The sequence below is a fragment of the Variovorax pasteuri genome (assembly GCF_051216435.1).
Lineage (GTDB): Bacteria > Pseudomonadota > Gammaproteobacteria > Burkholderiales > Burkholderiaceae_C > Variovorax.
Window position 1 is genome coordinate 13,644 of sequence record NZ_JBPJZS010000005.1, and the last position, 12,189, is coordinate 25,832.

Here is a 12,189-nt window from a genome sequence, read left to right on the forward strand (position 1 = left end):
CTCTTGTGTATCCTGCGTGCCCTCACGGTGGGGCTGCACCACCGGCCAGGACAACGACAAGCCCAACTCATGTACAGGGACCTTTCTCTCGCCGCCGAAATGCTGATCCCCTGGGTCGCAGCGCCACTGGGCGCGCTCGGCTTGCTCGCCATGCTGGCGAGCGTGCTGGCGCCAGACCGCCTGCTGTTCGATGCGGGCTACGCCTGCGTGCCCCACGGGGCGCAGCTGCGGCTCTTTCCGCGCCACATGCGCATCGGCAGGTTCATGTGGTGGCTGATGGGCCTGGGCGTCCTGCTCTTGGGGCTGGCGATGCTGTCGGCCACGCCGATGATGGTGGCCGGGCTCGCGGAGGAGCCGCCCGAGGCCTGGCACCACTGGCTGCTGTTCATCGCGCTGACGGTGGCGATGATCGGCACAGGCGCCTTCATGTGCTGGTTGGGCATCAGGCTGATGCGCCTGCGCTGGTTCGGCGGGCCGCTGCGCGAGACCCGCTTCTGCGTCGATCCTCAAAGCGGTGAGCGCAGCATCGAGATCCGTACCGCCTCGCTGCTGCGCCGCAGCGTCACTCGCCACCCGCTCGGCCAACTGCGCCATGTTGTTGTGAGCGCACGTGACAGCTGGGATGTCGGCGCCATGGCCGGCCAAGGCGTGCTGATCCACCAGCAACTGGTGCAATTGGCCCTGGCGTTCGGGCAACAGAGCCCCGTCGACCTCATGGGCCGCGTCAACGACGGCCCGGGCGTGCGCCACATGGTCGCGCTGGTGCATGCATGGTGCGGCGCGGTTGAACTGCGGTTCGACAGCCTCCGGCCCATTACGCCTTTCGACCTGGAACTGGTCAAGGACTGAGTTAGACAACTCCGCCAAACGGCGCCCTAGGCCGCCCGTCACGATGAAGGCCCTTGTGAGCACTCGCCACGGTGCGGTGAGCTCATGTCACCTATATCCGAGGTAAGGACCTCAGGCCTGAGCGCCCCTGCAATGGTAAGGGGCCAGCGAAGTCACGTTGATAGTTAGACGCGCGATGGCAAGGATGGCGTCCATCTAACTCAGATGGACGCTTGATGAATTTCAGAAACTTGCCCCGGCGACGCTGTCCGAGCAGGCGCCGGCGGCACCGGTGCGTTGCTCGCCGCCGGAGATCCGTGTCGAACTGCGCCGCGGTGTGGCGAGCGCCACAGTCATCTGGCCGCTGGCCGGCGCAGTCGAGTGCGGTGCGTGGCTGCGCGAGTGGCTCAAGTGAGCGCACCGATGATCCGCATCGAGGCGGTGTGGCTGGCCACGGTGCCGCTGGACATGCGCTGCGGCACCGACACCGCGCTGGCGCGCGTGGTGAAGGTGTTCGGCGAGGCCCGTGCACACCACGCCTATCTGTTCGCCAGCGCAAGAGCCAACCGCATGCGTCGTCATCGAGTGGCGTAGCCGGTCGCCGATGCTGCCCCTAGCGCTCTTTCGCATCCCTACTTTCGCGGCGGCGTCACTGGTTGGTGTGATCGTGAACTTCGCCTACTACGGGCTCATCTTCGTCTTCAGCCTGTTCTTCCAGATCGAGCAGCAGCTTTCGCCCCAGCAGACCGGGCTGGCGTTCTTGCCCATGACGATCGTGCTGATGGCGGTGAACGTCGTCGCCGGACGCTTGATCACCCGCATGGGTGCCGGGCGCTTGATGGTTCTGGGCTTGGCACTTGCGGCTTGTGGCTATCTGATGCTGCTGCCGATCAGCATCGCCGGCCCCTATTGGATGCTGGTCGTTCCGATGCTGCTGGCAGCCAGCGGTATCGCACTGACCGTGCCGACGATGACCAACGCCACGCTGTCATCGGTGGACACCTCGCGCGCCGGTATCGCCTCGGGTGTCCTCAACTCGGCACGTCAGATTGGCGGCATGTTGGGTGTGGCCGTGTTCGGTTATCTGGTTCGCGACACGGCGCCAGAGCCGTTCATGCGCGGCATGCATTGGTCGCTCGGTGTATCCGTTGCGTTGCTGCTGGCAGGAAGCCTGATGTGCCTGTTCGGAATTCAGCGGGATCGAGAAAAACCGGCATGAGAGAGTCGTCGGCGTCGGACGTTCGCGAGCTATGCGGCTTCTTGGCGGTTGCTGACGATGCCACATCAACGTCCCGGCAAGATGCCTTGAACACAATCTGCCTTGGGCTGATTTGCTGAAAGCAGTCCTGAATGTCAACCTGATCGGCCTGTTGCAGGGCCCGTCAAGATGTGTTCACAGCGTGCTTACCTGCAATGAAACAATCTCCGACACCTAACTGCACGACTGGGAGAGGCTAGTAGCCCTCTTCGCGCAACAAGCGACGCTCGCCTACGTGCGCGCGCCGGCAACGTGAGATGGTCTTCAAGTCCCCTAACCGAAGGATGCGCGCCCGGTGAGGGCTCTCGTCATCTGGGCCAGGAACTACTCCAGCGATGCGGCAGCAACTCGTCGATGCGGCTTTGCGGCTGCGTCGGCAGGCGCAAGAACACATCCTTCAGATAGGCGTACGGATCGTGCCCGTTGAGCTTGGCTGACTGGATCAAGCTCATGACGGCAGCGGCGCGTTGACCGGCGCGCGGGCTGCCGGCGAACAGCCACTTGCCTCTGCCCACTGCAATCGGACGGATCTGGTTCTCGATCCAGTTGTTGTCCGCGGGCCCGCTCCCGTCGTCGATGTAGTGCGAGAGCGCAGTCCAACGCTGCAGGCTGTAGTTCAATGCTTTGGCTGGCGCGCACGCCGTGCCATGCCTTCCCGTCAGCGTGTCCGCCAGAACGCCCACCACTGGCGCCGCGCTGTTTTCGTCTCCAGGGAACGCAGGTCCAGGGTGTCGTAGTTCGTGAATGGGGCGCCGGCACGTCGGCGCAACTCCGTTTCGAGTTCATGGGCGATACCGCGTGCGTGAAGGTCTCCCTCGAGTGCCTTCCTGCGCCACTCGATGGCCATCGTGCTCAACGCCTCGTCGGGCAGCTCCTGCTTCGTCGTCATGAGGTGATTGTGCCGTCTCGGTCGACGCGTCTTGACAAGTGTCTTGTCGTCGCCACAAGGCTGTACTGCGTGCGCGCAGGCGCGGCCTCTCTCCTTTTCCTCTTGCTTCTCATTCACATCAATTCAACCCCAAATGAACAACGAGCCCACCCATCTGCCGGAAGACCTCCATCATCCCTGCGCGGTCGCTGCGCTCCCGTACGTCCTGGCTGCTAGCGCCAGTGCAATCGTGATCAGCGGGGGAGCGTTAGCTTTTGATTGTCAATCTATGCCTTCCTCCGGTATGCGTAAGCGGTATCGAATTTGTTTTTGAGGTACTCGCCCCATATCACCTGCCCATACTTGACCGGATTTTCTGGCCCCTGACAGGTCGAAATGCACTCGACATTGGTGCGATAGGTCGGATCAAAGAAGAAGGGCACTGAGAACCGCTCGCGGCCGGAGGTGTTGATGACCCGATGCGGGTTGCTGATCCAGCGATCGTTGGTCCAACGCATAAGCATGTCGCCGATGTTGACAACGAATGTGCCTGGAATCATCGGGACATCGATCCATCCACCCCCACGGCGTCTCACTTGTAGCCCCCCCACTTCGTCCTGTGCCAGGATAGTGGCAAAGCCATAGTCGGTGTGCGGGGCAAGGCCGAATTCGTCATCGGCCCGGTTCGGCGGTTGCGGCGGATAGTGCAGCAGCCGAACAAAGGACATGGGTTTGACGAAACTCGGGACGAAGAATTCTTCCTCGAGATCGAGTGCGATTGCGAAAGCGCGCAATAGCTGGCCTCCAAGCCCTGTCAACGCCTGCTGGTAGGCCTCGATGTTCTGGCGGAAGCTCGGTAGAGCTTCGGGCCAACGATTCGGTCCGTGCAGAGGGGTGCCCGCCTTCACATCGGGATCGTCAGGCCCGAGATCGACCCCTGCAAGAAAGCTCTCGTTTGCACTGGGCTTGGTGGTCCCCGCAATGGTCGCGTTGCCCATGGGAATGAAACCGCGATGGGCGTCATTCACCTTGACCTTAATTTTCTCCTCCTCCGGCAGTTGGAAGAATTGACGCGATGCATTGAAGGCCGCATCGATCGTGGCCTGAGCGACCCCGTGACCGCTCAGGTACATGAAGCCCACCGTTTCAGCGGCTCGCCGAATGGCTTGAGCAACGGCTTCCTTCCCCTCGCGGGTGCCTTCAAGAAACGGCTCCAAATTAACGACTGGAACGCGCTCGGCGTTAACTTCTTGCATGATGTTCTCCTTGTGTTGACCGGTTGATTGGTATCCGTCAAAGGCCCAAGAAGGCCTTGCGGACGAAGGGGTTGTCCAACAGTTCCGGGCCTGCCCCGGAAAGAACCACCTTGCCCTTTTCGAGCACGTGGGCGACGTGCGACATAGCCAGTGTTTGTCGGACGTTCTGTTCGACAAGCAGCACTGTCATGCCGCCACGATTGAGCCTGCGAACCATCTCGAACAGTTCGCTCACGAGCTTTGGACTCAGTCCAAGCGAGGGCTCGTCCAAGATGAGGAGACGCGGTTTGGCCATCAGCCCGCGAGCGATCGCGAGCATCTGCTGCTCGCCGCCCGACATGCTGCCGCCCAATTGGCCGCGTCGCTGCGCGAGGCGTGGGAACAGGTCATAGACGTAGTCCAGGCTGCTTTGCAACAACGGAGTTGCGCGCTTGTTCAAGGCGCCCATCTGAAGGTTCTCCTCGACGGTCATCTGCGGGAAGACCAGCCGTCCTTCCGGCACAAGTGTGACCCCCTGAGCGACCGTCTGGCGACAGTCCATGCCTGTGATGTCCGTCCTGTTGAACAAGATCCGACCGGCGCGTGGCTTCAGCGCGCCCGCCACCGTTTGCACGGTGGTGGTCTTGCCTGCGCCATTGGCGCCGACAAGCGCGACGATCGCGCCGGCCGGCACCGCGAACGACAGGCCACGCACCGCCAGCGCCCCGTCGTAAGCGACCTGCAGTCCGTCGATGGTCAGCAGCGCAGCTTCAGTCGCGGGAATGTTTGGGGGGATGTATTCATGATGCTACGTACTCCTCGCCAAGATAGGCCTCGACCACGCGCGGATTGCGCACCACGTCTGCGGGCAGCCCATCCGCGATCAGTTGCCCTGCGTCGAGCACGACCACGCGGTCGGACACTTTCATCACCGATGCCATGTCGTGTTCGACCAGCAACACGGTAGTACCTGCGTCGACCAATGCGCGCAAGCTCACGAGAACTTCTTCGCTCTCCGCAGGAATGAGGCCCGCCAACGGTTCGTCGGCTAGAAGAAGCGTCGGCCGCGCGGCGATCGCCCGAGCGAGCTCAAGCTTGCGCAGATGTCCGATGCTCAATTCCGAGGCCGGTTTGGCGGAGAGTTGAGTCAAACCGACCATGCGCAATGCGTTGTCGATGGCGGTCCCAACATCTCGCGCGCCGTCGCGACCGAACAATGCGCCGACCTTCACGTTCTCATAAACGCTCAGGCCACGAAACGGGCGAGAGGTCTGGAAGGCGCGCGCGACACCGAGTCGTGCGATGGCGGGTGTGGGCAGTCGGTCAATGCGCTCGCCGGCGAATGTGACCGAGCCGCTCGACAAGGGCACGTATCCGCTGAGCAGGTTGAAGATGGTCGACTTGCCGGCCCCGTTCGGGCCAATCAGCGTGGTGATGCTCCCTGTGGCAACATCGAAACTCACGTCCTTGACTGCGACGAGGTTGCCGAAATTTCGCGTCATTGCGCGAACGCTGAGGATTGGTTCTTTCATGATTCCATCCCATCGCGTTGGGCCGTGCGTGCTCTGCGAATGCGAGCGAATGCGCCAATCAAGCCATCAGGGGCTAGAAGCACCACGGCGATGATGATGGCTCCAGTCATGGCCAGTTGGTACTCAAGAAAGTCATGAAGCAGGAGCTCGGTCACGCTGGTCATCACGACGGTCCCAAGCAGCGGGCCCCATATCGATCCCATGCCACCGACCAGGCTGCTGACGATCATGCCCAGGCTCAGGGAACCGCGAAAGACGGAATCGGTCGTGATGTATCCGAGACTCAGCGCGAGGATCGCGCCGAGCATGCCGGTGAGTGAAGCACTGAGCACGAACGCCAGTACCTTCAGACGCGTGGTGGGTACGCCGAGCATCTGCGCTGCGTCTTCATCCTCCCGGATCGCAGCCAAGCCGTAGCCGATGCGACTGCGCCCGAGGAAGAACACCACGGTCGCGACGACGACCAGCCCTAACAGGGAGAGCCAATAGAAGAACGTGTCTACGCGTACCGACGAAGGCACGACGTTGGGCACCGACAGTCCCATCGACCCCTTGAAAATGGGGAAGGCATTGACGGCCTCGGCGCATACCAGCGCCACCGCGAGCATTGCGATCGTGAAGTAGTGTCCCCTGAGCCGAAGCATCGGCCAGGCAACCAATGCAGAGAGGAGCAGGCAGGCCAGCACGGCGGCGCCAGAGGCCAGTCCAAGCTGCCCCGCCAGCGACGTGGGCTTCCATGCATCCAGTGCAAGCGCTGCAGCGAAGGCTCCCACGCCAATGAACGCCGTGTGACCGAAGCTGTAGTAAGCGGCGAAGCCGCCCAGGACATACCAGGACATCGCAAAACCGCCCGACAGCAGCATCGTCGTTCCTATGCGCACATAGAAAGGCGGCAGCACCAGCGGCAATGCCGCAAGAGCCAGAAGCATCAACAAGGCGGCGGCGAGCCACCATGCGAGCCGGATTTCAGGGCGGGCGTTCATCGGCTGGCCTTGAAAGCGCTGCCCAGGAGGCCGTTCGGTCGTACGAGCAGCATGAGCAGGAGGATCAGGAACATCACCGCGTTGGTGTAGACCGCCCCGACATACGTGGCCGTCAGTGTGGCGGTGACTCCGAGTAGCAGGCCACCGAGCATGGCGCCAGCGGGACTGCCGACACCGCCCAGAGTCACGACCACGAAGGCGTAAACGGTCCAGAGCGTTTCGTCTGCGGGCGTGAATGGCAGCATCACCCCAATCAGCACACCTGACGCGGATGCGAAAGCGCAACCCACACCAAAGGTCGCCGCATACACCGCAGTCGCGCTCACGCCGCACAGCCGAGCGCCCGAAGGGCGCGAACTCGAGGTGAAGGTCGGAGAGGATCAACACTTTCATCGGGACACCTCGTCAAAGCGCGCGCGAAGCCCGGCACTCACTTTCTCGTCGAAGCCAGTGAACGAGCCGCACACCACCAGATGGTCCTTGCACCTGTCGAATTGCCAATAGGCATCGTCGAGCGCGACCCATGGCTCGTCGACCGCGTTGTGGAGCTGGAGCCAGGCAAGGATTTCTCCTTCGCGCCTACTGTACGGCGGTGGAAGGCCAAAACCCGAATGCGGCGTGGCCCCCAGAATCCGGGCCCGGATGTCGCTGGAGAACGGTTTCAGCAAGGACTGGTAGGGAAGCTGCTCGCGCCAGGATGAACTGATCACGATCTTCACGTGTGGAAAATCGCGCAGCAATGTCTCCAGGCGTGGCAGGAAGCAGAAGTCGGCGCCGCCGGCGAGGATGTGATCTTCTCCCTCCGGATGCAGCACGCCGTCGAAGTCAAGGAAGAGGATCACCATGGACCTCCGAATCCATTCTCATCGGCTTTCATACGACACCGCCGTGCTGGACGGCATTGAGCATCGACCGCACCTTTTCCGAGCCGCCCCCGGCTGCGAACGCTGCGGGCGCCTGGCACTCGAGCAGCTCGTGAGGCTTGTTCAGCCAGGTCCGGGCCTCTGCGCCGAAGACCTGGGCGGCGAGCTCCAGCAAATGTTGGGGAAGAACTTCCGATCCAGTCTCCTCCTGCGGATTTAGTGGCCACGCCAGGTGCGAGCCCATGTCGACCCCGAAAGCGCGGAACGGCGCTGCGGCGGTTATCAAACCTTCGGCGACATAGTCGACGTTCTGATGGTGGTGGCCATGGACCACCAGTTGGACGCCAAGCTTTTCGGCGAGTTCGTCGATCACCTTCCAGCCATGTGGGTGGGCCGACGGCGCCTCGTGCGTCACCATGATGTCGGCGGGTCCGCTCCGCAGCAACCGCTGGTACTCATCCGGGAAGATGGAGGACCGGTGCTTGCGGGAGATGCCGTCGCGCCACCGTTCTTCGCGCTTCATGGTGCGGCGCATGGCCTCGCTCGACTGGAACGCCGCCTCTTCGATGGGCCGCTGCGGATCCCAGATCTTGCTGCGAAAGATGCCGCCCAGGCCTGCGATCTTGTATCCGGCGATCTCGACGATGCGCCCGTGCAGATTGCGATCCGAGAGCTCCGATCCCCATAGGTTGTCGTAGTCGGTGTCCGAGTCCGTGTCGTGGTTTCCATGGATGAACCACACCTCGGCGCGGTCCAGGATCGGGCCCAGTTCGACGTGCAGCGGCCGGCGCGCCTGGATGTCGCCCAGCAGCACGATGGCCTCAGGCTGAAAGCGCTCGACCGCGGCGATCACCGGCTCGAGATCACCGTGCGGGTCGCCGAAGAACATCAGCTTGGGCTTCGACTGTTGGTGCTCGGATCGCGCGTGGAGGTCCGACGGGATGAGAGGTTTCATTTCATATGCCGACTGGCGGTTCATCGGCCAGCTGCGACCCGAAGGAAGTGCGAGCGCAGCTCCTGAAAGCTGTCTTGATCGAACGCCTGCTTGGGATCGGTGAGCACGAGCCGCGCGAAGCCCGCCTCAAAGCTTCCGGGCCAATCGTCGAGTGCGACCCACTCTGCGTCATGGCGGCCGTTTCCGTCGAGCCAGGCCTGGATCTCCAACTGGCGCCGGTGGTGGACGGCCGCATTGGGGTCTATCTGCGGCGTCGCTCCGATGATCCGATGCCGGATGTCAGCGCTGAAATACCGCTGCAACTGTTCGATGCTCTCGGCCAGTCGCCAATCCGACGAGATGACGACGTCGACAGACTCGAACTCTCGAAGAAGCTCTTCCAGCCGCGGCAAATGGCTGAAAAACCTGCTGCTGAACGAGTAGTCCACGCCGACAGGATGAAGAACACCATCGATATCCAGGAACAGCAGATCGCTGGAATTACCCGTGCGGCCAAAGGCATCATGGGCCAGCGTCGTTTCGGTCATGGTGAGACGGCAAGTACAGGGCTTCGTCATCCAACAAACCCGGCCTGGAAGGACTCAAGGAGATCGAGCACATCGGCAGCTCGCCCTTCGGCTACCAGCGACTCGGCGGTCCTGTAATCAAACAGCGCGAGTGGCTCGTTCCTGTACCAGAGGATGGCCGCCTCGAGGTCCCCGCCCGAGACCGCAGTCGCGGCAGCCAGCACATGCTGGATCGTGCGGGTAGATGACTGGATGTCACTCATAGCTCGACCACGAACTCGGGGTTGAACTGCTTGTTCTCCAGGCCGCGGCCATGCTGCAAGTACCCACGGGGATTGCACACCACCCGGCAGTTGCCGACTTGATAGTCGAAGCTCTCGTGGATGTGGCCATGCACCCAGAGTGACGGCACTTCGAAGAAGGAACTTGGGAGCTCGCTCACAAAAGATGCGGACAGCCAGTCGGACTGATAGTGCCGCGCGAGAGAGTTTCGATGCGGGGCGTGGTGGGTCACAACCACCGTTGGCCCGTCAAAGGGCTCGGCCAGCTTCTGGGCCAGCCAGGCGCGGTCACTCTGGTGGAGCGCCAGCGTGTCCTCGGGTGTCAGGCGGCGCTTTCTTGACTTGGCTGCTACCACGGGTGCGTCGGATGATTCCTGCGCCTCGGCCCACCGAATCGATGAGTAGTCGTTGAGACGGACCTTGGCCGCCTTCATGGCCCGCTCGGTGTCGGTCAGAGCTCCCGTCTTGGCCTGAATCGGCAGTTCGAAGTCCGTCCACAGCGTGCAGCCCAGAAAGCGGACGCCGGCGATCACGGCCTCGCCGGGTGCCAGGAGATGCACGTTGCACGAACTCGCGGTGAGCGCCATTTCCTTGAGCGAGGTCTGGAGGACACCTTCGTAGAACTCATGGTTGCCGGGCACGAACACGATGGGGGCTGTCTCCCCAAAGGTCCCCGCCCGCCGGGCCCAGCGCATGGCCTTGGAACCGGGGACGAAGATGTCCCCGGCAAGGATCACTGCGTCGTAGTCGACCTTCGGGACGAGAAAGGTCCCGAACTCGAGGTGCAGGTCCGAAAGGATGAGCAGCTTCACGTCGGTAGGCCCATTTCTTCATTAGCGCATTCAGGGCATCAGGATCGAGAGCTTGGCGTTCCATGCCTCGCCGTCGGACCTGGAGGGCACGGCGACGCGGATCGTCGGGCGGTCGAAGTCACTGGTCTCGAAGAGGATGTGCACGTGCTGAAAGCGAAGCACCGGGTTCCTGGGATATTCGGTCCACTTGAGCTGCCAGGTGTTGAAGTACTCGAAATCGACCGTTCGGGCTTTCTTTCCGCGACTGACGATGCAGGCTTTGCGGGCATCGGGATCGAACAGGATGCAGGTTTCATCCCAATCGCCCAGCATGCGACGCGGGTCGACCGGGAAGAATGTCGCGCCAGATGTTTGGCCTTGGGCCCGGAGCAACTGTTCGCGTCCGGACTGGATGGAGCGCGGGGAGGCGATCCAGACCCAGTAGAAGAGAACCAAGACGACGGCAAGGGCCAGCAGGAGCGGAATTTCCATGCTCAGTTGACCGGCCAGATCTGATGCCGAATGCTGAACGAAGTGCGCATGTCATAGTGTGTGAACTGCGCTCCGCTCTCATCTTCGAGGACCAGGTGTTCGACTTGATCGGCATCGGCGGCGGTTGCCGACCAGATCTTTCGGATGTCTCGAATTTGCCAGCGATCACGATCGCTCTCCATCGGCGCCAGATACTGAAGGTGTCGCAGCGACTGCGGCCCTACGCTCTCGAAGAGATCGAGGAAGTCGCTCTCATAGATCAGCAGAGCTCGCTCCGGAACCTCGAGGTCGTCTTCATGCACCACCCAGGTGGGAAAGAAGAACGGGATCGACAAATTCAACTGGATCGCTCTCCAGCACCTCGCACCAGGCCCGGCCAGCATGGAAGAGATCCTCACCTCATACGAATCCATCGTCATAAACATAAAAATGAGCCCTATAGGTTGTAGCCCTATGGGATTCTAAATGACGCAATAGAGGGGATGAAATCTGCGGCACACCGCCCCCCTCAATCCGACTTCGGACGCGCGTTGCGTGTGGTCCGCAAGGCCAAGGGATTGCCGCAGGAATCGTTCGATCAGGTGTCGAGCCGGACCTACATCTCTTCGTTGGAGCGAGGACTGAAGCAGCCCACCGTTGCCAAGGTTGGCGAACTGGCTGCGGTTCTGGGTGTCCACCCGTTAACGGTCTTGGCGCTTTCCTATCTGCGCCACCCGACGCCCGCGTCCGTGCAAAAGCTCACAGCTCATCTAATCGAGGAGATCGATGAGCTGAATCTCCTGGCGCGATGAGGCGATCAGGCCACGGCGGGGGAATTCGGTGGCGCACTTCGCCGACAGCCGGCGCAATTTCCGATGCCTATCGCTCTGCGTTGTCGGTCAGACCCGGCTTCGCAAATCGAAGCACGTTGCAACGTGAATAGGCTGCGCGATCTGTTGTGCCTGCAAGGCTCGAAAGGTTGGACGGCAGTACGTAGGCACGCTGATGCAGCGCACGGCCATCCAGGCGCTGTACAGCAACTCAACACGACCTAGCGCGTGCGGTGTTCGCGTCCCTTCTGGGGGCCTAGACATCGAGCGTGCCAACTAGGTCTGGACACTGGACCACCTACGTGCCGATGGAGGGGCTGGGTGTATCAGGTGGTGGTGCTGGACTGGGCGAGCCACTGAGTGATTGCGCATCGCGATCGAGGCCGACTTTTAAGTTGCCGCCAAGCAGGAGGCGTTCGAGCGCTGAGAAGCGTCGCAGATCGTCGACACGGACCAGGGCAGCCGGTTCAGTAACGCCGAGTTCATCGCCGAGGTGGTGCGCATCCCGATGAAGGTTGAACCATGAGTACATGGCTCAACCGGGGCGCCTCCGGCGGCCTGGCTGGGGCCTGAAGATTGAAAAATTAAACCCACAGCCCATCCCTATCTCAGCTCAAAGAGTGTTCAGGCGAGCAGAGCCGACTCCATCTTCCGATGCTCATGATCACCAGACACGGTGACCATGTTCCCAGACTGAGTGCTCAAATGCACTGGAATACGCAGGATGCAGCACGCCGTCGAAGTCGAGGAACAGAATCACCCTGAATCTCCTAGCCCATATCCACCAG

At 61.9% G+C, this 12,189-nt stretch carries 17 protein-coding genes and 2 pseudogenes; 4 read left to right on the plus strand and 15 right to left on the minus strand.

Features of this window, described 5'->3' with window-relative positions; all coding sequences use genetic code 11:
* Positions 1-69 precede the first annotated feature (69 nt).
* The 3 genes from ACSFBM_RS19060 (at position 70) to ACSFBM_RS19070 (ending at position 2,047) form a co-directional block, all read left to right on the plus strand.
* Positions 70-849: a hypothetical protein gene (locus ACSFBM_RS19060; RefSeq protein WP_435485756.1), complete on the plus strand. Its 780-nt coding sequence runs from the start codon at positions 70-72 to the stop codon at positions 847-849.
* Positions 850-1,239: 390 nt separating this feature from the next.
* Positions 1,240-1,422: an IS66 family insertion sequence element accessory protein TnpB gene (gene tnpB, locus ACSFBM_RS19065; protein WP_435485757.1), complete on the plus strand. Its 183-nt coding sequence runs from the start codon at positions 1,240-1,242 to the stop codon at positions 1,420-1,422.
* 10 nt (positions 1,423-1,432) lie between these two features.
* Entirely contained in the window at positions 1,433-2,047 is a 615-nt protein-coding gene (locus ACSFBM_RS19070; RefSeq protein WP_435485758.1) for an MFS transporter, read from the plus strand.
* 347 nt (positions 2,048-2,394) lie between these two features.
* On the opposite strand, the pseudogene ACSFBM_RS19075 reads toward ACSFBM_RS19070, so the two are convergent.
* From ACSFBM_RS19075 to ACSFBM_RS19140, 14 genes and pseudogenes are all read right to left on the minus strand, one after another.
* Positions 2,395-2,721: pseudogene (locus ACSFBM_RS19075) on the minus strand (transposase domain-containing protein); the annotation flags it as partial.
* 23 nt (positions 2,722-2,744) lie between these two features.
* Positions 2,745-2,975 carry a hypothetical protein gene (locus tag ACSFBM_RS19080; protein ID WP_435485759.1) on the minus strand — a complete coding sequence of 77 codons (231 nt, stop codon included), beginning with the start codon at positions 2,973-2,975 and terminating at the stop codon, positions 2,745-2,747.
* 266 nt (positions 2,976-3,241) lie between these two features.
* Positions 3,242-4,210: an isopenicillin N synthase family dioxygenase gene (locus tag ACSFBM_RS19085; RefSeq protein WP_435485760.1), complete on the minus strand. Its 969-nt coding sequence runs from the start codon at positions 4,208-4,210 to the stop codon at positions 3,242-3,244.
* A gap of 37 nt (positions 4,211-4,247) precedes the next feature.
* Positions 4,248-4,904, minus strand: coding sequence for an ABC transporter ATP-binding protein (locus ACSFBM_RS19090; protein WP_435485761.1), 657 nt, complete (start codon positions 4,902-4,904; stop codon positions 4,248-4,250).
* Positions 4,905-4,989: 85 nt separating this feature from the next.
* Positions 4,990-5,721: an ABC transporter ATP-binding protein gene (locus tag ACSFBM_RS19095; protein ID WP_435485762.1), complete on the minus strand. Its 732-nt coding sequence runs from the start codon at positions 5,719-5,721 to the stop codon at positions 4,990-4,992.
* A complete protein-coding gene (locus ACSFBM_RS19100) occupies positions 5,718-6,704 on the minus strand; it encodes a branched-chain amino acid ABC transporter permease (RefSeq protein WP_435485763.1) in 987 nt (328 codons plus the stop codon). Before ACSFBM_RS19100 ends, ACSFBM_RS19095 begins: the two co-directional genes overlap by 4 nt.
* Positions 6,701-7,042 (minus strand): annotated as a pseudogene (locus tag ACSFBM_RS19105) (ABC transporter permease subunit); the annotation flags it as partial. The pseudogene ACSFBM_RS19105 and the gene ACSFBM_RS19100, both read right to left, overlap by 4 nt.
* Positions 7,043-7,093: 51 nt before the next feature.
* On the minus strand, positions 7,094-7,549 hold the full coding sequence (locus tag ACSFBM_RS19110; RefSeq protein WP_435485764.1) for an HAD domain-containing protein: 456 nt from the start codon (positions 7,547-7,549) through the stop codon (positions 7,094-7,096).
* A gap of 28 nt (positions 7,550-7,577) precedes the next feature.
* Positions 7,578-8,522 (minus strand): metallophosphoesterase family protein, encoded by a 945-nt coding sequence (locus ACSFBM_RS19115; RefSeq protein ID WP_435485765.1) that lies wholly within the window; start codon positions 8,520-8,522, stop codon positions 7,578-7,580.
* A 20-nt stretch (positions 8,523-8,542) separates the two neighbouring features.
* Positions 8,543-9,049, minus strand: a complete 507-nt coding sequence (locus tag ACSFBM_RS19120; protein ID WP_435485766.1) for an HAD domain-containing protein — start codon at positions 9,047-9,049, stop codon at positions 8,543-8,545.
* A gap of 26 nt (positions 9,050-9,075) precedes the next feature.
* Complete coding sequence (locus tag ACSFBM_RS19125; protein ID WP_435485767.1) at positions 9,076-9,291, minus strand: antitoxin Xre/MbcA/ParS toxin-binding domain-containing protein; 216 nt, start codon at positions 9,289-9,291, stop codon at positions 9,076-9,078.
* A complete protein-coding gene (locus ACSFBM_RS19130) occupies positions 9,288-10,121 on the minus strand; it encodes a metallophosphoesterase (RefSeq protein ID WP_435485768.1) in 834 nt (277 codons plus the stop codon). The genes ACSFBM_RS19125 and ACSFBM_RS19130 overlap by 4 nt, the downstream gene beginning before the upstream one ends.
* Positions 10,122-10,151: 30 nt before the next feature.
* Positions 10,152-10,592: a hypothetical protein gene (locus tag ACSFBM_RS19135; RefSeq protein WP_435485769.1), complete on the minus strand. Its 441-nt coding sequence runs from the start codon at positions 10,590-10,592 to the stop codon at positions 10,152-10,154.
* Positions 10,593-10,594: 2 nt separating this feature from the next.
* Positions 10,595-10,975, minus strand: coding sequence for a hypothetical protein (locus ACSFBM_RS19140; protein WP_435485770.1), 381 nt, complete (start codon positions 10,973-10,975; stop codon positions 10,595-10,597).
* Between the two features lie 99 nt (positions 10,976-11,074).
* Between ACSFBM_RS19140 and ACSFBM_RS19145 the strand changes: the two genes are divergently transcribed.
* Positions 11,075-11,383, plus strand: a complete 309-nt coding sequence (locus tag ACSFBM_RS19145; RefSeq protein ID WP_435485771.1) for a helix-turn-helix domain-containing protein — start codon at positions 11,075-11,077, stop codon at positions 11,381-11,383.
* Positions 11,384-11,699: 316 nt separating this feature from the next.
* Here ACSFBM_RS19145 and ACSFBM_RS19150 read toward each other — a convergent pair whose 3' ends face one another.
* Positions 11,700-11,933, minus strand: a complete 234-nt coding sequence (locus ACSFBM_RS19150) for a hypothetical protein (protein WP_435485772.1) — start codon at positions 11,931-11,933, stop codon at positions 11,700-11,702.
* Positions 11,934-12,189 lie beyond the last annotated feature (256 nt).

Excerpts from the sequence above, each read along its gene's own strand:
- ACSFBM_RS19060 (WP_435485756.1), top strand. The coding sequence starts at position 70 with ATGTACAGGGACCTTTCTCTCGCCGCCGAAATGCTGATCCCCTGGGTC.
- ACSFBM_RS19070 (WP_435485758.1), top strand. The coding sequence starts at position 1,433 with ATGCTGCCCCTAGCGCTCTTTCGCATCCCTACTTTCGCGGCGGCGTCA.
- ACSFBM_RS19080 (WP_435485759.1), bottom strand. The coding sequence starts at position 2,975 with ATGACGACGAAGCAGGAGCTGCCCGACGAGGCGTTGAGCACGATGGCC.
- ACSFBM_RS19085 (WP_435485760.1), bottom strand. The coding sequence starts at position 4,210 with ATGCAAGAAGTTAACGCCGAGCGCGTTCCAGTCGTTAATTTGGAGCCG.
- ACSFBM_RS19095 (WP_435485762.1), bottom strand. The coding sequence starts at position 5,721 with ATGAAAGAACCAATCCTCAGCGTTCGCGCAATGACGCGAAATTTCGGC.
- ACSFBM_RS19100 (WP_435485763.1), bottom strand. The coding sequence starts at position 6,704 with ATGAACGCCCGCCCTGAAATCCGGCTCGCATGGTGGCTCGCCGCCGCC.
- ACSFBM_RS19110 (WP_435485764.1), bottom strand. The coding sequence starts at position 7,549 with ATGGTGATCCTCTTCCTTGACTTCGACGGCGTGCTGCATCCGGAGGGA.
- ACSFBM_RS19115 (WP_435485765.1), bottom strand. The coding sequence starts at position 8,522 with ATGAAACCTCTCATCCCGTCGGACCTCCACGCGCGATCCGAGCACCAA.
- ACSFBM_RS19120 (WP_435485766.1), bottom strand. The coding sequence starts at position 9,049 with ATGACCGAAACGACGCTGGCCCATGATGCCTTTGGCCGCACGGGTAAT.
- ACSFBM_RS19125 (WP_435485767.1), bottom strand. The coding sequence starts at position 9,291 with ATGAGTGACATCCAGTCATCTACCCGCACGATCCAGCATGTGCTGGCT.
- ACSFBM_RS19135 (WP_435485769.1), bottom strand. The coding sequence starts at position 10,592 with ATGGAAATTCCGCTCCTGCTGGCCCTTGCCGTCGTCTTGGTTCTCTTC.
- ACSFBM_RS19140 (WP_435485770.1), bottom strand. The coding sequence starts at position 10,975 with ATGCTGGCCGGGCCTGGTGCGAGGTGCTGGAGAGCGATCCAGTTGAAT.
- ACSFBM_RS19145 (WP_435485771.1), top strand. The coding sequence starts at position 11,075 with ATGAAATCTGCGGCACACCGCCCCCCTCAATCCGACTTCGGACGCGCG.
- ACSFBM_RS19150 (WP_435485772.1), bottom strand. The coding sequence starts at position 11,933 with ATGTACTCATGGTTCAACCTTCATCGGGATGCGCACCACCTCGGCGAT.